The organism is Kitasatospora sp. NPDC057500 (genome assembly GCF_042802195.1).
Classification (GTDB): Bacteria; Actinomycetota; Actinomycetes; order Streptomycetales; family Streptomycetaceae; genus Kitasatospora.
Genome location: NZ_JBHVER010000054.1, coordinates 16,278 through 41,520 on the forward strand (window position 1 = coordinate 16,278; position 25,243 = coordinate 41,520).

Sequence of the window (25,243 nt, forward strand, 5' to 3'; positions counted from 1 at the left end):
GCGGACCGGGTCAGCGGCGGCCCGCCAGCCAGGAGTCGAAGGCCTCCAGGGCGGGTGCCGGGTCGCGGCGGCCGACTCCGATCCGGAACCGGTCGGCGGGCGTCGGGGTCAGCTCCGAGCGGAACACGGAGGCCGGCAGCAGCAGGACGCCGGCCTCCTCGACCAGCCCCGTGCAGAACGCCTCGACGCCGTCCGCACCGAGGTAGCGCGGGAAGGCGACGCAGCCGCCGTCCGGGGCCCGCCACTCGAAGAGGTCGGCGTGACGGGCGAAGAACTCCTCGAACAGCGGCAGGTTCTCCGCGATGAGCGCCCGGTTGCGGGCCAGGATCGGCTCGCGGGCCTTGATCGCGATCCGGGCCAGGATCTCGCTGGGCGCGGCGTTGCAGATCGTGGTGTAGTGCTTGGCGCGCTCCAGCCGTCCCCGCAACTCCCGGTCGCGGCAGACGATCCAGCCGATCCGCAGGCCGGGCAGGCCGAGCGACTTGGAGGTGACGTCCAGTGAGAGGGCGCGCCCGGAGAGGTCCGCGGCGCGCGGCAGTGCGCGCTCCGGGTCGCGCTCCAGTCCGCGGTAGACCTCGTCGCTGAACAGGTGGATGCCGCGCTCGTCGCAGAGTTCGGCCAGCCGGCGGAAGTCGGCAGCGTCGATCACCTTCCCGGTGGGGTTGTTGGGGAAGTTGACCGACACCACCCGGGTGTTCGGGCGCAGCGCGGCGGTGAGCCGGTCGAGGTCGAGCGCCCAGTCGCGGGCCGGGTCGAGGGCGACGCCGGTGACCTCGCAGAGCGAGAGCGGAAGGGTCTCGGCGGACTGGTAGCCGGGGGTGAGGACCACCGCGTGGTCGTCCGGGCCGAGCAGGACCTGCATGGCGAGGTTGAGCCCCTCCTGGGCGCCGCCGAAGCAGATCACGTCCTCGGGGCCGGCCAGGTCGTACATGCCGGCGACCGCCTCCCGCAGCCCCGGGTCGCCGAAGGTCTCGGTGTACCCGAGGGCGAGGGTCTCCCAGGCCTCCCGGTCCTCGGCGTCCGCCAGCGCGAGCAGCTCGGACATCGCCGTGGTCTGCGCGTCGGAGGCGGTGAGGTGGTGGCGGGCGGTGAACTCCCAGCGGGAGAAGTACGTTTCCAGCCGGAAGTCGGGGAGCCTGGTCATGGCGGTTCTCGTTTCTGCGGGTTCGGGTGCCACGGCTGCACGGGTCCGGTGCTACGGCTGGGCGGGTCCGGGCGGCTCGCGCAGTTCGGCGAGCAGGGTGTAGACGGTGGAGCGGGACACCTTGAGCGCCGTCGCGACGGCCGGGACGGCGCGGCGGACGGCGAGCACCCCGGCCCGGTCGAGTTCGCGGAGCACGGCGAGCCGGTCCTCGCGGCCGAGCCGCTCCAGGGGGCGTCCGTGGGCGCGGACGTAGCCGCCGATCACGTCGTTCATCCGCTCGGTCCAGTCCTGCTCGAAGAGCGGCTCCGGGCGCGGGGCGGTCGGCGCGGCGAAGGCGGCGAGCAGCGCGGAGGCGTGTTCCAACGGCCCTCGGTCGAGGTTGACGCAGAGTACGGCGGCGGCCCGGCCGTCCTCGTCGCGGAGCACGGCGCTGACCGCGGAGAGCCGGCGGCCGTCCGGCAGCAGCTTCGGGTACGGGCCGTAGACGTCGGGCGCGGCCTGGTCGAGCCCGTCGAGTTCGCCGAGCAGCGAGGGGTCGCCCGGCCCCCGGCCGCCCATCGGGTTCCAGATGGCGAGCACTTCGTCGCGGACGGCGTCGTGCAGCACCACCTCGGCGTAGGGGCCGAGCAGCAGGGCGACGGCCTGGCAGGTGGGTGCCCAGGCGCGCAGGCGCGGGTCGGGGGTCTCGGCGGTCATATCTGGACTGTACGTCCAGCCTGGACGTTTCGTCCAGCGCCCGGCGTGCGGCGGGCCCGCCCCCGGCTTCGCTCGTTCCGGGGGCGGGCCCTGGGGCCGGGCGGCTCAGTCGCAGGTGATCGCCAGCAGCGCGACCTTGCAGGTGCGGGACGCCGCGTCGTTGGCGGCCACCGGGTCGACCGGGGCGCCGGCCGTGCGGGCGGCGGTGACGGTGAAGGTCCGGCCGAGGTTGAGCAGCAGGCCCACCTGCACGGTGAGGTGGCGGGTGGCGCTCGCGCCGGCGGCCAGCGGGGCGGTGAGCGCGCAGGTCAGCCGGCCGGCGGCGACGGCGCAGTCGGTGCTGGTCGCGACCAGCCCGGTCGGCAGGGCGGCCGTGACGGTGGCGGCGGTCACCTCGCCGGGGCCCTGGTTGGTGACGGTGAGCGTGTAGTCGACCCGTCCGCCGAGCAGGCCGGACACCGGGGAGGCGGCGAGCGCCACGGCGAGGTCGGCGGAGGGCGCCTGGTAGTCGAAGCGGCCGGAGGTCGTGGCGGCGCTGGTGCCGCCGGGCGTGGTGACCCGCACGTCGACCGTCCCGGCGGTGGGCGAGGCCGGGGCGGTCGCGGTGCACGAGGTCGCCGTGCAGGAGAAGGACGTGGCGGCGCCGGCGGCGCCGAAGCTCACGGCGGTCGCGCCGGCCAGGTCGGTGCCGGTGACGGTGACGACCGTGCCGCCGGACTGCGGGCCGCTCGCCGGGCTGAGGCCGGTGACCGCCGGCACCGGCAGCGGGAAGGCCAGGGCGTTCACCGCGGCGCCGTCGAACGCGGCCAGGTAGCCGCGCCGGCCGTCGGGGGCGAGGGCCAGGGTGAACGGGCTCGCCCCGACCGGGACGGTGGCGGTGACGGTGCCGCTCGCGGCGTCGATGACGCTGAGGGTGTTGTCGGCGTAGTCGCTCGCGTAGACGGAGCGGCCGTCGGGGGCGGCGGTGACCGCGTACGGGTTGCCGCCGACCTGGACGGTGGCCGTCACGACGCGGGCCGCGGTGTCGACCACGCTGACGGTGGAGTCACCGCCGTTGCCGGTCCAGAGCCGGGAGCCGTCGGGGGCCAGGGCGAGGCCGAAGACGCCGTGGCCGACCGGTATCGAGGCGCTCACGGCGGCGGTGGCGGTGTCGATGACGTCGACCCGCTGCGCGCCGGAGGCCGCCACGTAGACGTGCCCGCCGTCCGGGGCGACGGCCACCCCGTGCGGCTCGGCACCGACCGGGACGGTGGCGGTGACCGTGTTGGCCGCGGTGTCGAGCACGCTGACCGTGCCGGCGCCCGGGTTGGTCACGTACGCGCGGGCGCCGTCGGGGGCGACGGCCACGCCGAAGGCGCCGGGGCCGGCCGGGACGGTGGCGGTGACGGTGTTGGTCGCGGTGTCCACCACGCTGACCGTGCCGGTGAGGTGGTGGGTGAGGTAGGCGTGCCCGCCGTCGGGCGCGAGGGCGACCGCGTACGAGCCGCTGCCGGCCGTGAAGCCGCCGGCGACCGCGCCGGTGGCGGTGGACAGCACGGTCACGGTGCCGCTGTTCTGGCTGGTCACATAGGCCAGGCCGCCGTCCGGCGTGATCGCGACGCCCGCCGGGAAGGGCGCGACGGCGACGGTGGCCGTCACGGTGGGCGGTGGCGTGGCGGCGGCGGCTCCGGCGGGTTGGGCGAGCAGGGCGGCGGTGGCCGCGCCGACGGCGGCCAGGGCCGTCCAGGATCGGCGCGGGGAGGGGCGTGTGGTCAACGGGGCCTCCAGACTCGTCGGTTCACCGGGCCCGGCGCACGGTGGCTTCGGGCGGCCCGGGGGGACCGCCCGGCGCGCCCGGATCGCCCGAAGCGTAGAAGCCGGACTGACTGAGCGTCAGGAGATGACCAGGATTGTCGCCAACCGTTCAAGTCCGGTCAATTGGTCACTATTCGAACAGTCGTCGGCCGCCACACCCGGAACTCTCGTCGCGCTCCCGATCGTTTCCGGCCATTACACTCCCGGTTCGGAGAGCTGAGGACGGCACGGCGGGAGGAACGACGGCGATGGCCGAGGAGACACGGGCCGAGGTGCCCACCCGGACCCTGGTCGAGGGCATGGTCCGGGCGGACGGCACCATCGACGCCGGCGAGCTGTACGGCGTCGCGGGCGAACTGGGCATGACCGACCAGCAGGTGCGGCTGTGCATCAAGCGAATGGCCGCCGACGGCCTCCTCGTCCAGGAGGGACGCGGCCGCCGCGCCGTGCTGCGCGAGACCGAGCACGCCCGGCGCGCCGCCGAACCCGAGGTCGGCTTCGTGCGCCACATGTACGCCCAGGACGCCGGACTCGCCCCGTGGGACGGCCGCTGGCACCTCGTCGCCTTCGCCGTCCCCGAATCCGCCCGCGCCGACCGGGACGCCCTGCGGGAGGCCCTGGTCCGGCTCGGCGGCGCGGCCGTCCAGGGCGGGGTCTACGTCAGCGCGAACGACTGGGAGCCCTACGTCGAGGCCGAGGTCGACCGGCTCGGCGTCCGGGACCGCGTCACCCTGCTCACCACCACCGACCTGCGCATCGCCGGTGACGACGACCCGCTCGCGCTGGCGCGGCGCCTCTGGCCGCTCGACGACCTCGCCGAGGGCCACCGCCGACTGGCCGCCCTGGCCGCCGACCGGCTCGCCCGGCTGACCGCCCTCGCCTCGAACGGCGCGCCCGGCCGGGTCGAGCACCTCGCGATCGCCCTCGAACTGGCCGACGGGTTCACCCGCGCCACCGCGCCCGACCCGCTGCTCCCGCCCGAACTCCTCCCCCGGCCCTGGCCCGGTGCCGAGGCCCGCGCGCTCACCGCCGACTGCTGGCGGCTGCTGCACCGCGCCGAGCGGGCCGCCCCGGAACCGGGCCCCCGGTTCTTCCAGCGCTACGACGAGGTGATGGCCGCGGTCACCGGCGAGGCGCCGACCGCCTGAACCCGGGCCCGGACGGCTTCCGGGCCCGCGGGCCCGGCGCTCGGCGGTTCAGCGCTCGCCAGTTCAGCGCTCGCCAGTTCAGCGCTCGGCGGTTCAGCGCTTGACGGCCACGCCGCCGTACATCGCGATGTCCTGGTCGCGGACCGGCGCGGCGCCCGGCTCCGGGTGCCAGCGGTGCACCAGGGTCACGCCCGGGTCCAGCAGCTCGTAGCCGTCGAAGAAGGCGAGCGTCTCGGCCCGGTCGCGGATCTGCAGCGGGATGCCCCGGGCGTTGTACTCGCGGCCCACCCCGCCGACGCCGACCGGGTCGGTGTCGCCGGTGAAGACGGTCAGCGCGAGGAAGCTGCCCGGCGCCAGCCGGTCCATCAGCCGGCGGACGACGCCCTGCGGGTCGTCCTCGTCGAGGACGAAGTGCACGATCGCGATCAGCGAGAGCGCCACCGGCCTGGAGAGGTCCAGCACCTCGCGCAGCTGCGGCGCGTCCAGGATCGCGTCGACGTCCCGCAGGTCGGCGTCCAGGTAGGCGGTGCGGCCCTCGGGCCGGCTGGACATCAGCGCCCTGGCGTGGGTCAGCACGATCGGGTCGTTGTCGACGTACACCACCCGGGACTCCGGCGCCACCTCCTGGGCGATCTCGTGCACGTTCGGCGAGGCGGGGATGCCCGCGCCGATGTCCAGGAACTGCCGTACGCCGTGCCGTTCGGCGAGGTGGCGGACCACCCGCTCCATGAACCCGCGGGTGGTCCGCATCGAGGTCGGCAGGGCCGGCCAGGCCTTGACGGCGGCGTGCGCGGCGGCGCGGTCCGGCTCGAAGTTGGTCTTGCCGCCGATCAGGTAGTCGTACACCCGTGCCGAGTGCGGGACGTCCATCCGCAGGTCCACCCCCGACCAGCCGTCCCCGCCCCGCCCGCCCGTCCGCTCTCCCGAAACCCAGTCAGCGCGCGCCATTGCCGCCCCTCCCGTACATCCCCGTTGATGATCGCTCCGTGCCCCGTCCGCATCCGCCCGCGTCAACTCCGCAGGCGCGACGCCTTGGTGCGCATGGTAACCGTAACCGGGTGGACGGCGGCCCGCCGGGGACTCAGATCTGCCCGAACAGCGCCGTGAAGGCTGCCTCCAGGCCGCTCACGGCCACCGCGAGCACCGCGACCGTGCGCAGCGCGTCGGAGACCGTACGGACCCGGCGGCGCACCGGTCCCTCGCGGGGCTGGTCGAGGGCGGCCTCGTCGAGGATCCCGGCGAGCGCGGCGTCGGCGTCGGCGGCGTCCTCCTCCGGTACGGCGTCCGGCTGTTCGGCGCGCAGCCTGGCGAGCGCGGCGCGCAGCGCCTCGGCCGCCGTCCGCAGACCGTCCGGGCCGGTGGGGCCGGCGGGCGGTGCGGCCCCGGCGCCGATCGACACGGTGGCACCCGCGCCGCCGGCGACGTGGCCGTGCACGGTGGAGCCGACCACCTGGACGCCGCCGGCGTTGTGGTTGCCGCCGGGCGGCGGGCCTGCGGTTGCGCACTCGCAGGGAGCCTGGTGTTCCATCGTGTCCCCTCTCACTTTCCGGTGTTGACGTTCGCTCCGGCGCCGCCCGCGACCGGGCCGTGCACGGTGGAGTTGACCACCTGGACACCGCCGTTGTTGACGTTGGTGATGCCCTGGGCCTGCTCCTCGAAGGCCGCGCTGTCGTAGCCGCGCGCCCGCAGTTCCTCGCCGACCGCGCTGAACACCCGCTGGGTGACGGTGTTGAGGAAGCGCTGCACGTCGTGCGCCTGGAAGATGTTCTGGTACTCGCCGCCGGCGCCGAGCTCGCGCACGCTGAGCCGGGGCGCGTAGTCGACGGCGTAGCCGGACCGGATGAGGTGCCGGTAGCGGCGCCGCAGCCGGGCGGCGCGGCCGCGCGAGGCCCGGACCGCCTGCAGTTGGCCGACGGCGATCCCGAGGTCGCCGCCGAACCTGCGGGCGGCCCAGCCGAGCGCGTTCGCCGCGTGGGCGGGGCCGGAGCGCTGTCCGAGCAGGTCGACCACGTGGTAGGCCTGCGCGACCGGCTCCAGCACGTAGGGCAGCCACTCCAGGTAGAGCAGTCCGCCGCGGGTGGTGGCGCGGACCAGCACGGTGATCACCACCTCCTCCTGCCAGGAGCCGACCCGGACCGCCAGGTAGTGGCGCAGCCGCTCGTGTCCGGTACGGCTCAGCAGGTCCGCCCAGGCGGGTTCGAGCAGGACCTGGCCGCCGACCCGTCCGGACATCGCGCCGAGCCAGCCCGCCGGGTCGTCGCCGCGCAGACTGGGCCGGAACACCCGGTCGGTGACGGAGAGTCCGCGCAGCGGGTCCTCGGGGTAGCGCGGGTCCTGGGCCAGCGCGCGGACCCGCTGGGCGATCGTGCGGTAGAGCACGGTGGCGTCGATCGGCTCGGGCGCGCGCCCCTGCGCGGCCCGTTCGACGGAGGGGCGCAGCTCGAAGGTCATCCGCCAGGTGCGCCCGGCCCGGCCGAGGCCGACCAGCGGCGCCTGCCGGCGGTAGAGCAGTTCGGGCCCGCTCTGCTGCTCGCGCAGCCGCTCGTACAGCCGGGCGGCCCGCGCGCCGCGCGGCTCCGGGGGCGGCACGGGGGTGGCGCCGGCGTCGCCGAAGGCGGTCAGCCGGCGCCGGATCCGGTACCGCAGGACGGCGGCGGCCAGCCAGAGCAGCAGCAGTTCGACGAGCGCGTACCAGGCACCGGTGAACAGCTCCGGGTCGAGGTCGTCCAGCTGCTCCTGCAGTCCGTAGCCGAGAACGACCACCAACAGGACGAGGACGGCGACGACTTGGCCGAGCGCGGCGACGAGGCCCGCGCCGCGGCCGGTGCGGCGCGGGGAGCGCGGGGCGATCACCAGCCGCTCGACCTCCAGGCCGAGCCGGTGGTCCATCCGGTCCACGCCCAGGCTGCCGGCCACGCTCAGCAGCAGGACCACCAGCAGGGTGGCCGTGCCGGCGGCGACGCCGAACACCGGGAAGCCGAGGGCGAGGACGAGCAGGCAGAAGGCTCCCGTCCAGGCCTCCCAGCGGCGGGCGGTGAGGGCCTCGTGCAGCACCCGGACCAGGTCGGTGCCGGGTGAGGGGGCGGGGATGCGGAAGGACTGCTCGACGAGTTCCTCGATCAGCTCCGCGCGGAAGCGGCGGTCCAGCCAGGCGGCGGCGCACAGGTAGCGGGTGGCGTCGCCGGGGACGGGGCCTGCCTGGTGGCGCAGGTTCCCGGGCGTCGCCGGCACGGCGGGCGGCGAACCGGCGGGCGGCGAACCGGGCGACGGCGCCGACGGCGGCGCGGCGGGCGGGGAGACGTCGGCGGGCGCGGCAGCGGACGGGCCGGGGTGGGTCGGTGTGTCGTGCACCACCGGCCGGACCGGGCCGAGCGGGATCGACGGCGGCGGGGCCGGCGGATACCCCGGTGGCGGGGTGGACGGTCGCGGCGGCGGATACGGCGGTGGTCCCTGTGGCGGCGGTGGCGGTGGGGTGCCACTGTCCATGATGCCCCCATTCCTGGGCGGATTTCCCCCGAACGAGCTTGGCCAGTAAAGCAGTTGACCTCTCCGCCGCCCAGCCTTCCGGCCGCGCCGGGCGGTAACGGTTCGGCTCCGACGCGTAGCGCGTGCAGGAAATTGGAGTTTTGGATTCGCATTCGCTAGCTTTTCGAACGTGAGGCTGACCAAGAGCACCGACATCGCCCTCCGCATCGCCATGCGGCTGGCCGTCCTCGACGAGGAGGCCAACCCGACCACCCGCGAGGTGGCCGAGGCGGTCGGCGTGCCGTACACCCACGCCGCCAAGGTGGTCAGCCGGCTGCAGCACCTCGGCGTGGTGTCGGCGCGGCGCGGTCGCGGCGGGGGCCTGTCCCTCACCGCGACCGGCCGGACCGGCTCGCTCGGGCTGCTGCTGCGCGAGCTGGAAGGAGTGGGCGATGTGGTCGGCTGCGAGGACGAACCACCCTGCCCGCTGCGGTCGGCCTGCCGGCTGCGCGGGATACTGCGCACCGCGCAGGAGGCGTTCTTCGCCACCCTCGACCCGTACTCGATCGGCGATCTGGTCACCGCGCCGACCGGGCCCGTCCTGCTCGACCTCACCCTGAGACCGGGTCTCGCCCCGAGACCCGGACCCGTCGCCGGCCCCACCGGCTGACGCGCTCCGGCACACCCCAACGCACCACCGCAGCAACGCAGTACCCCCACGCACGGCCCCACCGTCGCACCGCGTCACCCCCATTGCCGGTCCGCGCACCCGCACGGCCGAAAATACGAATCTCAGATTCCAGTTTGGAGCGCATCCGATGCTGTCCGCCAAGTCCGCCGAGGTCGTCGAAGCCACCCTGCCCGTCGTGGGTGGTGCGATCGGCGACATCACGCCGCTCTTCTACGACAAGATGTTCGCCGCCCATCCGGAGCTGCTGCGCGACCTGTTCAACCGGGGCAACCAGGCCAACGGCAGCCAGCGGCAGGCGCTCGCGGGCTCGATAGCCGCCTTCGCGACCGCGCTCATCGCCACCCCGGACAGCCGTCCGGACGCGCTGCTCGCCCGGATCGCCCACAAGCACGTCTCGGTCGGCATCACCGACGAGCAGTACAAGATCGTCCACGAGCACCTCTTCGCCGCCATCGTCGAGGTGCTGGGCGAGGCCGTCACCCCCGAGGTCGCGGCCGCCTGGGACGAGGTCTACTGGCTGATGGCCAACGCGCTGATCGCCATCGAGGACCGCCTGCGCGAGGAGGCCGCCGCCGCGCAGGGCGTCGACCCGGCCGACCTGTGGCGCCCCTACACCGTGGTGGCCCGCTACCAGGAGACCGACGACGTCACCACCTACCTGGTCCGCCCGGCCGACGGCAAGCCGCTGCCGCCCGCCAAGCCCGGCCAGTACGTCTCGGTGCGCGCCGAACTGGCGGACGGCGCCCACCAGATCCGCCAGTACAGCCTCTCCGGCGCCCCGGACGGCGCGCTCCAGTTCAGCGTGAAGCGCGCCACCGCCGAGGTCGCGGGCGGCCCCGAGGGCGAGGTCTCCAACCACCTCCAGGAGACCGTGCGCGCCGGCGACGTCCTGGACCTCGCCCCGCCGTTCGGCGACGTCGCGCTCGCCGAGGGCGACGGCCCGGTGCTGCTCGCCTCGGCCGGCATCGGCAACACGCCGATGACCGCGATGCTGGCCGCCCTCGCCGCCACCGGCTCGACCCGCCGGATCGTCACCGTGCACGGCGACCGCGACCAGCTCTCGCACGCCTTCCGCGCCGACCTCACCCAGCTGACCGCCAAGCTGCCGAACGCCACCGCGCACGTCTTCTACGAGCGGCCGCTCGGCGACTGGCCGGCCGAGCGCACCGGCCTTGTCGACCTGTCCGCGGTCGAGGTCCCGGCGGGCACCACCGCCTACCTCTGCGGCCCGCTGCCCTTCCTGCGCGCCGTCCGCGGCCAGCTGCTCGCCGCGGGCGTCCCGGCCGCCGACATCCACTACGAGGTCTTCGGCCCGGACCTCTGGCTCGGCCAGGACGCCTGATCCCGGTGGGCCCGCCGCCCCCGAGGCGGGCCCACCGACCCCGCCGCCCCGGACGGACCCCCGTCCGGGGCGGCACGCCCGGCGTGGTGCCCTGCCACCGGGAGCGGCGGCTCGGTACGATCACCGCGGGCGGGCCGGGACGGGCACACGGACCGTCACCGCCACCGGCTGCCGCACTGCCGCCGGGCCGAGGGATCGGGAGGAGCGTTGCGCGTCGCGTTGTTCGCCACCTGCGTCAACGACGCGCTGCTGCCGTCCACCGCCATCGCCACCGTCCGGCTGCTCGAACGCCTCGGAGTCGAGGTCGACTTCCCGCCCGCGCAGAGCTGCTGCGGGCAGCCGCAGTACAACAGCGGCTACGTGAAGGCCTGTGAACCGCTGGTCCGCCGCACCGTCCGGGCCTTCGCCGGCTACGACCACGTGGTGGCGCCGTCCGCCTCCTGCGTGGCCATGGTGCGCGACGCCCACCCCAGGATCGCCGCCCGCGCCGGCGGCGCACTCCCCTCCGCCGTCGCCGGGCTGACCCCCCGGGTGCTCGAACTGAGCGAGTTCCTCACCGATGTGCTGGGCGTCGAGGACGTCGGCGCGTGGTTCCCGCACACCGTCACCTACCACCCCTCCTGCCACGGCCTGCGGCTGCTCGGCCTCGGCGACCGCCCGCTGCGGCTGCTGCGCGCCGTGCGCGGGCTGGAGCTGGTCGAACTGCCCGGCGCCGAGGAGTGCTGCGGCTTCGGCGGCACCTTCGCCGTGAAGAACCCGGCGGTCTCCGCCGCGATGGCCGCCGACAAGACCGCCCACGCCCTGGCCACCGGCGCCGAGGTGCTGTGCGGCGGCGACAACTCCTGTCTGCTGCACCTCGGCGGCACCCTGCGCCGGCGGGGCGCGCCGCTGCGCCCGCTGCACCTCGCCGAGATCCTCGCCAGCACCGAGGCCGAGCCCTGGCGGGCGGCGCCGTGAGCGGAACCTTCCTCGGCATGCCCGCCTTCCCGCCGGGCGTCTCCCCGGACGTCCCCTTCCCCGAGGCCGCCGCCGGGGCCGTACGGGACGGGCGGCTGCGCGCCAACCTGCGGCACGCCACCCGCACCATCCGGGAGAAGCGGGCCCGCGCCGTCGCCGAACTCGCCGACTGGACCGAACTGCGCGCCGCCGCCAAGGCCGTCAAGGACCGCACCCTGGGCCGGCTCGACCAGCACCTCGTCCGGCTGGAGGAGCGGGTGACCGCCGCCGGCGGCACCGTGCACTGGGCCGCCGACGCCGCCGAGGCCAACCGGATCGTCACCGCCCTGGTCCGGGCCACCGGCGAACGGGAGGTGGTCAAGGTCAAGTCCATGGCGACACAGGAGATCGGCCTCAACGAGGCACTCGCCGAGGCCGGCATCCGCGCCTACGAGACCGATCTCGCCGAGCTGATCGTCCAGTTGGGCGACGACCGGCCCTCGCACCTGCTCGTCCCGGCGATCCACCGCAACCGCGGCGAGATCCGGGAGATCTTCGCCCGCCGGATGGCCGACTGGGGCCGCCCGGCCCCCGAGGGGCTCACCGACACGCCCGGCGAGCTCGCCGAGGCCGCCCGGCTGCACCTGCGGGAGAAGTTCCTGCGGGCCCGGGTCGCGGTCTCCGGCGCCAACTTCATGATCGCCGAGACCGGCACCCTGGTCGTCGTCGAGTCCGAGGGCAACGGGCGGATGTGCCTGACCCTCCCGCGCACCCTGATCTCGGTGGTCGGCATCGAGAAGGTCCTGCCCGCCTGGCAGGACCTGGAGATCTTCCTGCAACTGCTCCCCCGCTCCGCCACCGCCGAGCGGATGAACCCCTACACCTCGCTGTGGACCGGCACCCACGCCGACGGCCCCGACGGCGACGGGCCCGAGGAGTTCCACCTCGTGCTGCTCGACAACGGCCGCACCGACGCGCTCGCCGACCGGGTCGGCCGCCAGACGCTGCGCTGCATCCGCTGCTCGGCCTGCCTCAACGTCTGCCCGGTGTACGAGCGGGCCGGCGGACACGCCTACGGCTCGGTCTACCCCGGGCCGATCGGCGCCGTCCTCACTCCCCAACTGCGCGGCACCACCACCCCGCTGGACGCCTCGCTGCCGTTCGCCTCCTCGCTCTGCGGAGCCTGCTACGAGGTCTGCCCGGTCGCCATCGACATCCCCGAGGTGCTGGTCCACCTGCGCGAACGGGTCGCCGGGCAGCGCGGGCACCGGCTGGAGCGCGCCGCGATGGCCGCCGCGACCTACGTGCTGGACCGCCCCGCCCTGCTGCGGGCCGCCGAACGGGCCGCCGCCCGCACCCGCCGGCTCCACCCGCGCCGCCTCCCCGGCCCCGGCCGGGCCTGGACCGACACCCGCGAACTTCCGGCCGTCCCGCCCGAACCGTTCCGCGACTGGTGGCGGAGGAACCGCACATGAGCAGCCCCCGGCCCCCGGCCCCGCCGAGCGGCTCGCGCGAACTGGTGCTCGCCCGGATCCGCGCCGCACTGCGCGCGGGCGGCGGGCCGCCGGAGGAGCCCGCACCGCGCGACCACCTGCGCAGCCACGTCCCCGCCGACGACGCCGACGCGCTGCTCGACCTGCTGCAGCACAACCTCGCCGACTACCGCGCCCTGGTCCACCGCTGCACAACCGACCGGCTGCCGCTGCTGCTCGCCGCCCTGTTCGAGGCCCGCGGCACCCGCACCGTGGCCGTCCCGCCGGGCCTGCCGCCCGACTGGCTCGCCGTCACCCGGGCCCGGGCGCTCGCGGACGACGGCCCGGACGGACCGCTCACCGCCGCCCGGCTGGACACCGTCGACAGCGTGCTCACCGGCTGCGCCCTGGCGATCGCCGAGACCGGCACCCTGGTGCTGGACGCCGGCCCGGCGCAGGGCCGCCGGCTGCTCACCCTCGTCCCCGACCACCACGTCTGCGTGGTCCTGGCCCCCGGGCAGGTGGTCGCCTCGGTACCGCTGGCCCTCCCCCGGCTGGACCCCACCCGCCCGCAGACCTGGATCTCCGGCCCCTCGGCCACCAGCGACATCGAACTCGACCGGGTCGAGGGCGTGCACGGCCCGCGCACCCTGGAGGTCGTCCTGGTCACGGACGGCGGGTGACCGCGTCCGTCAGGCCGGACGGAGCTCCAGGGTGCAGCACTTGGGACCGCCGCCGCCCTTGAAGAGCTCGGAGAGGTCGACCGGCACCGGCTCGTAGCCGGCGTCGGACAGCCGGGCCGCCAGCGACTTCGCCGCCTCCGGGAGCAGCACCCGGCGCCCGTCGGAGACCGCGTTCAGGCCGAACACCTCGGCGTCCTCGCGCTCGGCGAGGATGGCGTCCGGGTAGAGGCTGCGCAGCAGTGCCTGGCTGTCGGGGGTGAACGCCTCCGGGTAGTACATGACCTGGTCGTCGGTGAGCACGGCCAGCGCGGTGTCCAGGTGGTAGAACCGCGGGTCCACCAACTCCAGGCCGAGCACCGGCAGGCCGAACACGGCCCGGGCCTCGGCGTGCGCGGCCGGGTCGGTGCGGAAGCCCGAGCCGGCCAGCACCCGGCGGCCGACCAGCAGGTGGTCGCCCTCGCCCTCGTTGACGTGCTCGGCGCGCCGCACCTCGCGGAAGCCGCCGGCCCGGAACCAGTCCTGGTGGGCCTCGGACTCCCCGGCCCGCTCGGCGTGCCGGAAGGTCGCGACCAGCACCCGGCCGTCGAGCACGGTCGCCCCGTTGGCCGTGTAGACCATGTCGGGCAGGCCGGGCAGCGGCTCGATGAACTCCACGGTGTGGCCCAGCTCCCGGTACAGCGCGCACAGCCGCTCCCACTGCCGGACGGCGAGCGTGGTGTCGGTCGGCTTCGACGGGTCCATCCAGGGGTTGATCGCGTACTCGACGGTGAAGTACGTCGGACGGCACATGAGGTAGCGCCGCGGCCTCGCGGTGCGCTCCGGGAAACGGTGGGGCATGCGGCGACCTCCGCCATCGGGAAGGGGACTGCGCTACGGGCGTCTCACGGCCCAGAGGGCGGCTGCCCCGGCCGGGCCGTTCGCACACCCGGACCGGCCGATCCGGCGGCGCAGGCGCCCCGCGCACCCGGCGCGCCGCGCCGCGCGTCCCCGGCGCACGGGGGCGCGCACCGGGACACGTGGCCGATCTCACGTACCGCAACCGGCCACCTACGGTGGCGTAGGTCACTTCAGACAGTGAACTATTTATGTCATGCCGAACCTCCAGGAGACTCTTGACCTCGATTCGTACGTCGCCCTCGGGGACAGCTTCACCGAAGGCCTGAACGACCCCGCGGCCGACGGCGCCTTCGCCGGCTGGGCCGACCGGCTGGCCGTGCTGCTCGCCGAGGGCCGGCCGCCGGGCGGGTTCCGGTACGCCAACCTCGCGGTGCGCGGCCGGCTGCTGGACCAGATCATCGCCGAGCAGGTGCCGCAGGTCCGCCGCATCCAGCCGGACCTGGTCACCTTCTGCGCCGGCGGCAACGACATCCTGCGGCCCGGCAGCGACCCCGACGAGGTCGCCGAGCGCTTCGAGTCCGCCGTCGCCCAACTCGCCGACTCGGCGGGCACGGTGCTGATCTGCACCGGCTTCGACACCCGCGGCGTGCCGCTGCTGAAGCACCTGCGCGGCAAGATCGCCACCTACAACGGCCACATGCGGGCCGTCGCCGACCGGCACGGCTGCCAGGTGGCCGACCTGTGGTCGCTGCGTGCCGTCCAGGACCGCCGCGCCTGGAGCGAGGACCGGCTGCACCTCTCCCCCGAGGGCCACCAGCGGGTCGCCCTGCTGGCCGCCCGCTCACTGGGCCTGCGCACCGAGCAGGACCCGGAGGCGCCGTGGCCCGCGGCCCCGGTGCTCTCCTCCGCCGAGCAGCGCCGGGAGAACCTCCAGTGGGCGCGCGAGTTCCTGCTGCCGTGGGTCGGCCGCCGGCTGCGCGGCGAGTCGTCCGGCGACCACGTCGAGGCCAAGCGGCCCGAGCTGATGCCGCTCTGACGACTCGTCAGGCCATCCACCGGCCGGCCGTCCGGGCGCCCCGGTGCGCCAGGGCGGCCAGGCCCGCGCCGGCCAGGTACCAGAACAGGTCGGGCGGGTTGAAGGTGGAGCCGAGCACCAGCCGGGCGAACACGCTGTGCCGGGCCAGGCCGTCGGGCACGCCGGTGAGCTGGAACAGTTCGACGGCCCAGCTCAGCCCGGCGGCCCAGGCGGCGGCCGCCCAGGGCCGCATGCGCGGCGCGACCAGCACCGCGAGCGCGTACAGCAGCACGGTGTAGAGCGCGTCTCCCGCGTACTTGGCGGCCTCCCCGCCGGCCACCGCCCGCACCCCGAGCCCCGCCGCCACCGTCACCCCGGCCGCCACCGCCGCCGGCCCACGCCCCGCCCACCGCCCCCGAAGATCGTCCATCCCGGCACCCTAACCCCGCCGGGCGTTTCCGGAACCGTGCGCGACCCACCCGGCGTCCCTCCCTCCCGAAAGGATGTGCGGGCGGACCGGTAGCCTGCTGACCGGCCCGTTCGGGGCCGGGTCCGCGCAGGTCGCGGGCGGGAACGACTCAGAACGGGGCGGGGCGCAGTGACGCAGCTGACCGAGATGGTGACCGGGTCCGGGGTGCCGGCGGACGCGACGGAGGCCGGGCACGGGCCCGGACGGCGGTTCACGGTCGAGGGCTTCGCGCCGGGCCACGACGGCGGCGCCCGGGCGCGCGGCAAGGCGCTGCGGGCGCGGAGCCCGCGCGAGGGGCACGCCTGGTTCGCCCCGGCCGCCGACCGGCCGACCGCCGTCGAGGCGATCGAGGCCTCCAACGCGGGCCGCCTCTCCGAGCTGGTGCCGATCCGGCTGGGCCGGATGGCCGCCACGCCGTTCGCCTTCCTGCGCGGCTCGGCCGGTCTGATGGCCGCCGACCTCGCCGCCACCCCGGCCAGCGGCATCGTGGCCCAGCTGTGCGGCGACGCCCACGCCGCCAACTTCGGCCTGTACGGCGACGCCCGGGGCCGGCTGGTGATGGACATCAACGACTTCGACGAGACCGTGCCCGGCCCGTGGGAGTGGGACCTCAAGCGGCTGGCCGCGAGCCTGGTGCTGGCCGGCCGGGAGGTCGGCGCGGACGAGGCCACCACCCGCCAGGCCGCCTTCGACGCGGTCGGCGCGTACCGCCGCACCATGCGCACGCTGGCGAAGCTGCCGGCGCTCGACGCCTGGAACGCCGTCGCGGACGAGCAGTTGGTCTCCTTCGCCCAGGCCCACGACCTGGCCGAGGTGCTGGGGAAGGTGGCCGCCAAGGCGCTCGGCAACACCAGCGCGCGCTTCGCCGCCAAGTCCACCGTCCGCGCGGAGGACGGCGGTTGGCGGTTCACCGCCGCGCCTCCGGTGCTCAGCGAGGTGGCGGACGCCGAAGCCGCGGCGGTCGCCACCGCGCTCGGCCCGTACGTGCGCACGGTGCCGGCCGAGCTGCACCCGCTGCTGTCCCGCTACCGGGTGCAGGACGTGGCGTTCCGCGTGGTGGGCACCGGCAGTGTCGGCACCCGCTCGTACGTGGTGCTGCTGACCGACCACCGGGAGCAGCCGCTGGTGCTCCAGGTGAAGGAGGCCCGCCCGTCGGTGCTGCTGCCCCACCTGGCGCGGGCCGGGTACCCGGTGACCGCGCCGGACAGCCACGAGGGCCGCCGGGTGGTGCTCGGCCAGAAGCGGATGCAGGTGGTCAGCGACACCCTGCTCGGCTGGACGACGGTGGACGGACTCCCCTACCAGGTGCGGCAGTTCCGCAACCGCAAGGGCAGTGTGGACCCGGCGGCGCTGCTGCCCGCCCAGCTCGACGACTACGCCCGGATCACCGGCGCCCTGCTCGCCCGCGCCCACGCGCACACCGCCGACCCGGGGGTGATCTCCGGCTACTGCGGCAAGAACGAGGCGCTGGACGAGGCGCTGGCCGCGTTCGCGGTGGCGTACGCGGACCGCACCGAGGCCGACCACGCCGACCTGGTGGCGGCGATCCGGGCGGGCCGGCTCGCGGCCGAGCACGGCGTCTGATCCGCGGCCGGTCGACGTCCGGTCGGTTCATCGGATCGTCACCGCCCGCCGGTCGGGTCCAGGAACGGCGCCACCGCCGCGATGAACTCGGCCGGCCGGGCCCGGTGCACCAGGTGCCCGGCCTCGACGGTCACCAGCCGGCAGTCCGCGATCAGCCCGGCCAGCTCGGCCAATCCGGCCTGCGGGACGTGGCTGGCCGCGCCGCCGGCCACCAGCAGGGTGGGCGCGGTGATCGCGGCCATTGCCTCCAGCCAGCGCGGGTCGGGCCGGTCGATCTGGCCCTTGACGGCCCGGACCACCGCCCAGTCGAAGTCCACCGGCCCGTCGGGGGCGTCGGCCACCGGGCTCGCCGGGCGGGGACGCGGGGCGGGGACGTCCTCCAGCACCAGCCGGCCGACGCGCTCGGGCCGCTGCTGGGCGACCAGGTAGCCGACCGCACCGCCCATCGAGTGGCCGACCAGGTCCACCCGGGCCAGCCCGAGCGCGTCCAGGAAGGCGAGCACGTCGTCGCGCATCGCCTCCAGCGCGTAGTGGCCCGGGCGCCCGCTGTCGCCGTGGCCGCGCTGGTCGAGGGCCAGCACCCGGTGATGCGGAGCGAGGCCGGGGAGCACCGGCTCCCAGTCGGCGGCCCGCTCGCCGAGCGCGTGCAGCAGGACCAGCGGCGGGCCGTCGGCCGGGCCGCTCTCCCGGTAGGCGAGGGAGAGGCCCGGCAGTTCCACCATCCGATGATCGGTCATGCCGACCACGGTAGGCCGGGTCCGGTGTTCACGGACCCGGCGTTCGCCCACCGCTCAACCGGACGCCCGGGCCGGCTCCTGGGCCGGCTCCGCCGGGGTGACCGCCGGCGCCGCCTCCTCGCGCGCCGTCGCCCGGCCCGCTAGCACCGAGGCCAGCACCGCCAGCGCGGCCACCGCCGCGCAGACGCCGCTCGCCCAGGCGAACGCCGCCCGGTGCCCGCCGCCCCCGCCGGTCGCCCGCAGGTAGACGCCGGAGAGCGCCGAGATGCTGACCGCCGCCGCGATCCGCTGCGCCATCTGCAGGATCGCCCCGCTCACCCCGGCCGCCTCGGCGGGCGCGTGCCGCAGGACGAAGGCCTGGTTGGAGGCCCCCATCAGCCCGATCGAGGCGCCGCCCAGCAGTTGCAGCAGCGCCAGCAGCCAGGGCAGCGAGCCGGTCGGCGCCCACATCGCGACCAGGCCGCCGGTGAGCATCGTCAGCGCCGAGCCGGTCATGCCCGCGGTGACGGTCCGCCGGCCGAAGCGCCGTACCACCCGCCAGGCCATCGCGGAGGCGAAGCCCATCGCCACCGCCGAGGGCAGCGCCACCAGCGCGGCGCCGATCGGCGACAGGCCGAGACCGTCCTGGAGGAACATGGTCAGCACCAGCCCGGCGGCCAGCGAGGAGCCGAACTGGGCCATCGCCACCGCCGTGCCCAGCGCGTACGGCGCCGAGCGGGTCAGCGCCGGGTGGATCAGCGGGTGGCCGCCGGCCCGGGCGAAGCGGCGCTGCCACCAGGCGAGGGCGCCCAGCAGCAGGACCGCGGCGGCCGCGAAGCCGAGCCAGCCCGCCCAGCCGGGCGGCTGGACGAAGGGCAGCATCAGCGCCAGCGTCAGCGCGCCGACCAGCAGCAGCCCGACCAGATCGAGGTCGGCGTTGCGGGCGCTGGGGCGCGGGCGCGGCAGGTGGCGGGCCGCCAGCCACACGGTGGCGAGCCCGAAGGGGACGTTCAGCAGGAAGGTCAGCCGCCAGCCGTGCTCCGGCCCGACGGCGGCGAGCACCGCCCCGCCGACCGGCGGGCCGAGGGTGAAGGCGAGGCCGCCGGTGACCGCGTACATCCCGAGCGCGCGGGCCCGCAACTGGCCCTGGAAGACGTCCTGGAGGGTGCCGATCATCTGCGAGTTGACCAGTCCGGCGCCCGCGCCCTGGAGCAGCCGGGAGGCGACCAGCACCCACGGCTCGGTGGCGGTCGCGGAGAGCAGGCTGACCACGGTGAACAGGGCGAGGCCGCCGACGAAGAACCACTTGCGGCCGCGCACGTCGCCGAGCCGCCCGCCGGGGATCAGGGCCAGGCCGAAGGCGAGCGAGTAGCCGGCCACGATCCACTGCAGGTGCGCGGGCTGGGCGTGCAGCGACTCGCGCAGCGCGGGGATCGAGGTGTTGAGCACCGACTGGTCGATCAGGGTGGTGAAGCCGCCCGCGACGCAGACCAGCAGCACCCGCCGCCCGGCCGCGTCGAACCGCTCCTTGGGCTCCTTGCCGGGCGGCGCGGGTATCGCTCCGCTCGCGCTCACGGTTCGACCACCACCAGTGCGTACCGGGCCGCGTCCGGGCCGGGACAGCGGAAGCGGGTGGTCTCGGGGACGAAGCGCAGGCAGTCGCCTGCCTCCAGCAGTTCCTCGGCGCCGTCGACGGTGAGCGCCAGCCGGCCCTCCAGCAGCCAGAGGTGGTGCTCGCGGCCGGTGTCGCAGGGTTTGTCGTAGGCGATGTCACCGCCGGCCGGCAGCCGTCCCTCGATCACCTCGGCCCGCAGCGAGCCGTGCGGCGGCGAGACGGAGCGCCGGACGAACCCGGTCGCCTCGTCCCGCCAGACCCGCTGGTCCGCCGCCCGCACCAGCCGCGCCGGCGCCGCCTCCACCTCCGCGAGCAGCCGCGACATGCTCCGCCCGTAGACGGCGCAGAGCCGCCCGAGCAGCGCCGCCGTCGGGCTCACCTCCGCCCGCTCGACCCGCGACAGCGTCGAGCGGCTGACCTCCGCCCGCCGAGCCAGCTCCTCCAGCGTCCACCCGCGCTCCACCCGCAACTCCGCGAGCCGGTCCGCCAACCGCTCGTCCGCGGCCGTGTCGATTCCCATATCCGTGATGCTATCCCGGATACGGGACGACCCGGCCCGCGGACGGACCTCAGAGCAGCTCGCCCAGGCGTCCGCGCAGCTTCACGAGTTCCGCCTGCTGCCGCCCGTCGGCCTTCACCAGGTACGGCGCCACACCGTCCAGGAGGCCGGTCAGGCTGGTGACGAACGGACGCGGCACCGGCACCCGGGCGTTGAGGGCGTGCACCAGGTCGACATCCTCCGTGAACGACGGGGCGAGGTCGCCCAGCACCTTGCGGTCCACCTCGTCCGGCATCGCGGCCACCTCGGGGATGGAAGCGTGCAGGCCCTCCCACCGGGTCCGCACGTCCTCCAGGACGGCCGCCTGCAACTCGATGGCCAGCGTGGCCCACTTGTCGGCGGTCGGCTGGACGGCCTGGACCGCCGCGAAGGCGGTCCGGAGGCCGGCGACGGCCTCCCGCTCCTCCGGCCGGTCCTCGTCCACCAGCGTGTGGACGAGCTCCCGCGCCGTCGCGGCGAACCGCCGCGCCGCCGGCGTGGTGGCGGTGGCCGCGACCAGGGCGTCCAGCACCAGGTCGGCCAGCTCCAGCGGTCCGCGGTTGACCACGGCGCGCGGGATCCGCAGCGCCCCGGTGGCCGGGTCGTAGTCGATCCGGTCACCGCTCTCGACCGGGAGCGGGTCGATCCGGTCCACGGCGTTCTTCAACTCGCCCAGGTAGGTGAACAGTTCGTCCAGCACCGCCCGGTCCTCGGCGCGCAGCCCGACGACGCCGCCGCGCAGGCTCCGCTCGACGATGAACCCCCTGGCCGCCAGCCACTGCTCCATCCCGAGCAGCCGGGCGTGGTGCTTCCAGACGGACCATTCGGGGGTGTTCCACTTGGCCTCGCTGAAGTTCAGCCGGGCGAACCCCGAGCAGTCGTTGGCGCGCAGCCAGGCCCGGTTGACCATGATGTCCAGCCAGGCCAGCGCAGCGCCGAGGGTGGTCGTCCGCGCCCGCTTCGCCAGCCGGCCGCGCTGCGCCGCCAGCCGGCCGAGCACCTGGTAGCGGCCCCACGTCTTCTCGTCGCGCTCGACGAGCAGCGCGGCGGCCTCCGCGAAGGTGTCGGCATTGGCCTGGGCGAGCGCGGCGGGCAGGTGGCCCCACCCCCAGCCGGTCCGGTACGCGTAGTCCTTGACCGGGTGCGTCAGGCCCTCCGGCAGACTGTGGGACAGCTCGTGCACCAGGGTGAGCGCCCGGGTGGTGAGCGACCGGGCGCCCGGGCCGACCATGGCCGGGCGCAGCTGGATCTCCAGCACCGAGGGCGCCGGCCCGTTGCTGATGACCGTGCTCGCCCCCATCGTCACGGGCAGGTCCTCCCGCACCACGAACCGCACTTCGCGCATCCGGCGGCCCAGCAGCACGAACCGCCGGTGGAAGACCGTGTAGTCCGGAGCCGGGCCGGGACCGTTCAGCACGGTGGTTCCGGCCAGTTCCGCGGCGGTGCCGAGGGTGGCGATCCGCTCGACCCGAACGGTCAGCGCCTCCAGCACCTTCTGCTCGGCGGCGGTCAGGGCTCTGCTCACGCGTTCCTCCGTGTCCCGTTGCGCGAACCGGCCCTTCCGAGGGGGCGGTTCGCCCGGCGTTCTCCGAACGGCATGCTCCCGGGCGGCGATGGACAACGAATAAACACCGACCTCCGGAGGCCTCCCGCGGGCCGCCGGGACCGGGCCGGGTGGAGCGCGCCGCGCCGCCGGGGGTTCCGGACCGGAGGGCCGACGATCATATGATGTGCGCGATCACGGGCCCGGCCGGCCCACGCGAAACACGGGGGAACCTCATGTTCGGCATCATCAGACCCTGCCGCCACCGCCTCTCCGAGCGGTTGCAGGCGAGCTGGATGGCCCACCTCTGCGGGCTCTGCCTCGCCCTGCGGGACGACCACGGGCAGTTGGCGCGGACCGCCACCAACTACGACGGGCTGATCATCTCGGTGCTGGTCGAGGCCCAGGCCACCGCCGGGGCCGGGGCCGGGCGGCGGACCGCCGGGCCGTGCCCGCTGCGCGGCATGCGGACCGCCTCCGTCGCCCAGGGCGAGGGCGCCCGGCTGGCCGCCGCCGTCTCGCTGGCGCTCGCCTCGGTGAAGATCCGCGACCATGTCGAGGACCGCGACGGCGTCTTCGCCCGGCGGCCGGTGGCGGCGGGCGCCCGGGCGGTCACCCGGCGCTGGGACCGCCGCAGCGCGGGCAGCGCCTCGGTGGTCGGCTTCGACACCGCCGTCCTGCTGGACGCCGCCGCCCGGCAGGGCGAGTTGGAGCGCTCGCTGCCGACCGGCGGCTCGGTGCTGCTGGTCACCGAGCCCACCGAGACCGCCACCGCCGCCGCGTTCGCGCACACCGCCGCACTGGCCGGCCGCCCCGGCAACGCGGCACCGCTGGCCGAGGCCGGGCGGCTGTTCGGACGGCTCGCGCACCTGTTGGACGCCGCCGAGGACCAGGAGGCCGACGCCGCGAGCGGCGCCTGGAACCCGCTGAGCGCGACCGGCACCGACCGCGCCGAGGCCGAACGGCTCTGCCGGGACGCCGTGCACGGCATCCGGCTGGCCCTGCGGGACGTCGAACTGGCCGACCGCACCCTGGTGCACGTCCTGCTCGCGCACGAGACCGAGCGCGCCGTCGAGCGGGTCTTCGGCCGGGCCGGCCACACCGCCTGCCGGGTCGGGGCCGAAAACGGCGGCGGCACCCCGCTCGCCGCCAACCCGTACCAGGCGCCGCCGCAGCACGATCCGAACCAGGCCCCGCCGCAGGACCCCGGCGCGCCCGTCCCGCCGTGGGTGCCGCAGGGACCCGGCTTCACCCCGCCCGGCGGACCGCCGCCCAACCGCCGCAACCTGGTGGCCGGCTGCGCGGCCTGGGCGCTGATGGGCTGCACCTGCCAGCTGCTCTGCTGCGAGCACGACCACCCCTTCACCGGCGAGCGCCGCGAGGGCTTCTGCACCCGGCACGACTGCGGCAACTGCGGCGACTGCTGTGAGGCCTGCCAGTGCTGCGGGGACGGCTGCAGCTGCTGCAACGGCTGTTGCGACGGCTGTGACGGCTGCGGCTGCGACTGCTGAGCACCGCCCCCAGGTGGAGCCGGACCCGGCCGGACGGCGCCCCGGCCGCCGGGCCGGCTCCCCCTCGCGGCGTAGCGGAGGTCCACCGGCGGAGCGACGTGCCGGGGGGCACCACGAACCTAACGTGGCGTCATGTCGAAGAACCGATGGTGGCGTTCCGCCGCCCTGACGATCGTTTCCACCACCCTGGTCCTCTCCCTGGCCGGCCCTGCCACCGCCGCGACCGGCGCCGCTTCCGGCGCCGGCACCGTCGCCGCCGCCACGGCCGGGCCGCACGTCCCCGCACCGACCGCGCACCGGCCGATCGGGACGGCCTCCGCGCACCTGGTCGACACCGGCCGCCCCGACCCGTGGCGCGCCGACGCGCCGAACCGCGAGCTGATGGTCACCTTCTGGTACCCCGCGACCTCGCCGCGCGGCGCCCACGCGCCTTACATGTCGGCGGAGCTGTCCCGGGCGCTGTACGGCTTCGAGCAGCCCGCCGCGCTGCGCACCGGCGCGGTGGCCGACGCCCGGCCGGCCGCCGGACGGCACCCACTGGTCCTGCTCTCCCCCGGCTTCGGCCTGAGCCGCACCTCGCTCACCGCCCTCGGCGAGGAGCTGGCCGCACGCGGCTACGCGGTGGCCGCCGTCGACGCCACCTACGAGACCTCGGTGGAGTTCCCCGGCGGCCGGATGGAGTCCTGCCTGGCCTGCGGACAGGAGGGCACGGACCCGGAGTTCGGCGCCAAGTCCTCCCGCGCCCGGGCCGCCGACCTGCGCTTCGTGCTCGACCGGCTGACCGCGCCCGGGCGCGGCGGCCCGGTCCGCGGCCTGACCGTCGACGCCTCGCGGATCGGCGCCGCCGGACACTCCCTCGGCGGCGCCGCCGCCCTGGAGGCGATGCGCCAGGACCCGCGGATCAAGGCCGCCGCCAACCTGGACGGCAGCATCTGGATCCCGGCCGGCGACGACACCGGGCGGCCGGCCCTGCTGTTCAGCGCCGCCCTCGGTGGCTCACCGCAGGCCACCGAGAACTGGGAGGAGAACTGGAAGCGGTTCACCGGCCCCCGCTACTGGGTGGACCTGCCCGCCGCCGGGCACCTGTCGTTCTCCGACCAGCACTGGCTGGTCGACACCCTCCGCCTGCGTGACCAGCTACCGCCGGGGGCCTACCAGGAGAACTTCGGCACCCTCGCCGGCGGCCGCACCCTGGCCGCCACCCGCGCCTACCTGGGGGCGTTCTTCGACCGGCACCTGCTCGGCCGCCCCGCCCCGCTGCTGGACCGGCCCTCCCCCCGGTTCCCCGAGGTCCGCTTCGCCAAGTAGCCCGCCGGACACTGCACTTCGCCCGTAGTCGCCCGTCCGCGCGCCGCGCTGCCACAGCGGCAGCACCGCGACGCGCGCGGCCGGGCGGCACTCATCCCTCACGTCCCACCGCCCCCGGCACCCGGCGGTCGGCCGCCAGCGAGTCCTCCAGCCGGGCCAGCAGCACCCGGAACCGGTCCGCGTCCTCGGCCGTCATCCGGCCGCCCTCCACCGGGACCCGCACGCCCCGGTCCCCCGTCGTTCCCTCGTTCATGCCCCGACCCTAGGCCGTGACGATCAACACCGGATAAACGGAACGCCTCCTACGCGCGGCCCAGCACCCGGTCCACCGTGATCTCGATGACCACCCGGTCCGGGTTCACCCGCGGCTCGCGGTAGCGCTCGGCGTACCGCCGCTCCGCCTCCGCCACCGCCTCCGGCGCGTCCCGGACCACCGCGACGCCCTCCAGCGTCGACCAGCGCGCCCGGTCCACCTGGCAGACCGCCACCCGCTGCCCGCCCTCCCCGGCCTCCAGCACGTTGCGGACCTTCCGGCTGGTCCGGCTGCTGATCACCCGGGCGACCCCGCGTTCCGGCTCGAACGTCACCCCCACCGGCACCACGTGCGGCGACCCGTCCGGCCGCCGGGTGGTCAGGGTGGAGATGTGCCGCTCCCGCCAGAAGGCGAGGAAGGCGTCGTCGAGCGCGTGCGGATCATGGGCCATGCCCGCGATCGTACGTCCCCGGGCCCGGCGGC

At 75.6% G+C, this 25,243-nt stretch carries 24 protein-coding genes; 10 read left to right on the forward strand and 14 right to left on the reverse strand.

Going from position 1 to position 25,243, the window contains the following annotated elements:
• Window positions 1–10: 10 nt before the first annotated feature.
• From ACFU74_RS14580 to ACFU74_RS14590, 3 genes are all read right to left on the reverse strand, one after another.
• Entirely contained in the window at window positions 11–1,144 is a 1,134-nt protein-coding gene (locus ACFU74_RS14580; RefSeq protein ID WP_380756310.1) for an aminotransferase class I/II-fold pyridoxal phosphate-dependent enzyme, read from the reverse strand.
• Window positions 1,145–1,195: 51 nt separating this feature from the next.
• Window positions 1,196–1,840, reverse strand: a complete 645-nt coding sequence (locus ACFU74_RS14585) for a transcriptional regulator (RefSeq protein WP_380756312.1) — start codon at window positions 1,838–1,840, stop codon at window positions 1,196–1,198.
• Between the two features lie 105 nt (window positions 1,841–1,945).
• On the reverse strand, window positions 1,946–3,595 hold the full coding sequence (locus ACFU74_RS14590; protein WP_380756314.1) for a beta-propeller fold lactonase family protein: 1,650 nt from the start codon (window positions 3,593–3,595) through the stop codon (window positions 1,946–1,948).
• A gap of 287 nt (window positions 3,596–3,882) precedes the next feature.
• Between ACFU74_RS14590 and ACFU74_RS14595 the strand changes: the two genes are divergently transcribed.
• Window positions 3,883–4,782 (forward strand): PaaX family transcriptional regulator C-terminal domain-containing protein, encoded by a 900-nt coding sequence (locus tag ACFU74_RS14595; RefSeq protein ID WP_380756316.1) that lies wholly within the window; start codon window positions 3,883–3,885, stop codon window positions 4,780–4,782.
• 93 nt (window positions 4,783–4,875) lie between these two features.
• On the opposite strand, the gene ACFU74_RS14600 is transcribed toward ACFU74_RS14595, so the two are convergent.
• The 3 genes from ACFU74_RS14600 to ACFU74_RS14610 all read right to left on the reverse strand — a co-directional run bounded on the left by ACFU74_RS14600 (window position 4,876) and on the right by ACFU74_RS14610 (window position 8,136).
• Entirely contained in the window at window positions 4,876–5,652 is a 777-nt protein-coding gene (locus tag ACFU74_RS14600; protein ID WP_380756353.1) for an SAM-dependent methyltransferase, read from the reverse strand.
• A gap of 211 nt (window positions 5,653–5,863) precedes the next feature.
• Window positions 5,864–6,310 (reverse strand): hypothetical protein, encoded by a 447-nt coding sequence (locus tag ACFU74_RS14605; RefSeq protein ID WP_380756318.1) that lies wholly within the window; start codon window positions 6,308–6,310, stop codon window positions 5,864–5,866.
• Window positions 6,311–6,321: 11 nt separating this feature from the next.
• Window positions 6,322–8,136 (reverse strand): hypothetical protein, encoded by a 1,815-nt coding sequence (locus ACFU74_RS14610; protein ID WP_380756320.1) that lies wholly within the window; start codon window positions 8,134–8,136, stop codon window positions 6,322–6,324.
• 301 nt (window positions 8,137–8,437) lie between these two features.
• Between ACFU74_RS14610 and ACFU74_RS14615 the strand changes: the two genes are divergently transcribed.
• From ACFU74_RS14615 to ACFU74_RS14635, 5 genes are all read left to right on the forward strand, one after another.
• Window positions 8,438–8,917 (forward strand): RrF2 family transcriptional regulator, encoded by a 480-nt coding sequence (locus tag ACFU74_RS14615; RefSeq protein WP_380756322.1) that lies wholly within the window; start codon window positions 8,438–8,440, stop codon window positions 8,915–8,917.
• A 148-nt stretch (window positions 8,918–9,065) separates the two neighbouring features.
• Window positions 9,066–10,280 (forward strand): globin domain-containing protein, encoded by a 1,215-nt coding sequence (locus ACFU74_RS14620; RefSeq protein WP_380756324.1) that lies wholly within the window; start codon window positions 9,066–9,068, stop codon window positions 10,278–10,280.
• A gap of 207 nt (window positions 10,281–10,487) precedes the next feature.
• Complete coding sequence (locus ACFU74_RS14625; RefSeq protein ID WP_380756326.1) at window positions 10,488–11,237, forward strand: (Fe-S)-binding protein; 750 nt, start codon at window positions 10,488–10,490, stop codon at window positions 11,235–11,237.
• Window positions 11,234–12,691 (forward strand): lactate utilization protein B, encoded by a 1,458-nt coding sequence (locus tag ACFU74_RS14630; RefSeq protein WP_380756328.1) that lies wholly within the window; start codon window positions 11,234–11,236, stop codon window positions 12,689–12,691. Before ACFU74_RS14625 ends, ACFU74_RS14630 begins: the two co-directional genes overlap by 4 nt.
• Window positions 12,688–13,371: a lactate utilization protein C gene (locus ACFU74_RS14635; protein ID WP_380756330.1), complete on the forward strand. Its 684-nt coding sequence runs from the start codon at window positions 12,688–12,690 to the stop codon at window positions 13,369–13,371. Before ACFU74_RS14630 ends, ACFU74_RS14635 begins: the two co-directional genes overlap by 4 nt.
• A gap of 9 nt (window positions 13,372–13,380) precedes the next feature.
• Here the strand turns inward: ACFU74_RS14635 and ddaH are convergent, their stop codons facing one another.
• Entirely contained in the window at window positions 13,381–14,208 is an 828-nt protein-coding gene (gene ddaH / locus ACFU74_RS14640; protein ID WP_380756332.1) for a dimethylargininase, read from the reverse strand.
• A 253-nt stretch (window positions 14,209–14,461) separates the two neighbouring features.
• Here ddaH and ACFU74_RS14645 point away from each other — a divergent pair, with 253 nt between their 5' ends.
• On the forward strand, window positions 14,462–15,244 hold the full coding sequence (locus ACFU74_RS14645; RefSeq protein ID WP_380756334.1) for an SGNH/GDSL hydrolase family protein: 783 nt from the start codon (window positions 14,462–14,464) through the stop codon (window positions 15,242–15,244).
• 7 nt (window positions 15,245–15,251) lie between these two features.
• Here ACFU74_RS14645 and ACFU74_RS14650 read toward each other — a convergent pair whose 3' ends face one another.
• The gene (locus ACFU74_RS14650; RefSeq protein ID WP_380756336.1) at window positions 15,252–15,653 is read right to left on the reverse strand and encodes a DUF2809 domain-containing protein; all 402 of its coding nucleotides are present in this window, start codon (window positions 15,651–15,653) and stop codon (window positions 15,252–15,254) included.
• Window positions 15,654–15,839: 186 nt separating this feature from the next.
• On the opposite strand from ACFU74_RS14650, the gene ACFU74_RS14655 reads away from it, so the two are divergent.
• The gene (locus ACFU74_RS14655; protein ID WP_380756355.1) at window positions 15,840–17,276 is read left to right on the forward strand and encodes a DUF2252 domain-containing protein; all 1,437 of its coding nucleotides are present in this window, start codon (window positions 15,840–15,842) and stop codon (window positions 17,274–17,276) included.
• Window positions 17,277–17,314: 38 nt separating this feature from the next.
• Here ACFU74_RS14655 and ACFU74_RS14660 read toward each other — a convergent pair whose 3' ends face one another.
• The 4 genes from ACFU74_RS14660 to ACFU74_RS14675 are packed head-to-tail and all read right to left on the reverse strand — an operon-like array spanning window position 17,315 to window position 21,670.
• Window positions 17,315–18,013: an alpha/beta fold hydrolase gene (locus tag ACFU74_RS14660; protein WP_380756338.1), complete on the reverse strand. Its 699-nt coding sequence runs from the start codon at window positions 18,011–18,013 to the stop codon at window positions 17,315–17,317.
• A gap of 54 nt (window positions 18,014–18,067) precedes the next feature.
• Window positions 18,068–19,567 (reverse strand): MFS transporter, encoded by a 1,500-nt coding sequence (locus tag ACFU74_RS14665; RefSeq protein WP_380756340.1) that lies wholly within the window; start codon window positions 19,565–19,567, stop codon window positions 18,068–18,070.
• Complete coding sequence (locus ACFU74_RS14670) at window positions 19,564–20,127, reverse strand: helix-turn-helix domain-containing protein (protein WP_380756342.1); 564 nt, start codon at window positions 20,125–20,127, stop codon at window positions 19,564–19,566. Before ACFU74_RS14670 ends, ACFU74_RS14665 begins: the two co-directional genes overlap by 4 nt.
• Window positions 20,128–20,176: 49 nt before the next feature.
• Window positions 20,177–21,670, reverse strand: coding sequence for a hypothetical protein (locus ACFU74_RS14675; protein ID WP_380756345.1), 1,494 nt, complete (start codon window positions 21,668–21,670; stop codon window positions 20,177–20,179).
• A 254-nt stretch (window positions 21,671–21,924) separates the two neighbouring features.
• Between ACFU74_RS14675 and ACFU74_RS14680 the strand changes: the two genes are divergently transcribed.
• Window positions 21,925–23,199 (forward strand): DUF5685 family protein, encoded by a 1,275-nt coding sequence (locus ACFU74_RS14680; protein WP_380756347.1) that lies wholly within the window; start codon window positions 21,925–21,927, stop codon window positions 23,197–23,199.
• A 132-nt stretch (window positions 23,200–23,331) separates the two neighbouring features.
• Window positions 23,332–24,507, forward strand: coding sequence for an alpha/beta hydrolase family protein (locus ACFU74_RS14685; RefSeq protein WP_380756349.1), 1,176 nt, complete (start codon window positions 23,332–23,334; stop codon window positions 24,505–24,507).
• 91 nt (window positions 24,508–24,598) lie between these two features.
• Here ACFU74_RS14685 and ACFU74_RS14690 read toward each other — a convergent pair whose 3' ends face one another.
• Together ACFU74_RS14690 and ACFU74_RS14695 are read right to left on the reverse strand one after the other, a co-directional pair.
• Window positions 24,599–24,760 (reverse strand): hypothetical protein, encoded by a 162-nt coding sequence (locus ACFU74_RS14690; protein ID WP_380756351.1) that lies wholly within the window; start codon window positions 24,758–24,760, stop codon window positions 24,599–24,601.
• Between the two features lie 49 nt (window positions 24,761–24,809).
• A complete protein-coding gene (locus ACFU74_RS14695; RefSeq protein ID WP_380756357.1) occupies window positions 24,810–25,211 on the reverse strand; it encodes a pyridoxamine 5'-phosphate oxidase family protein in 402 nt (133 codons plus the stop codon).
• Window positions 25,212–25,243 lie beyond the last annotated feature (32 nt).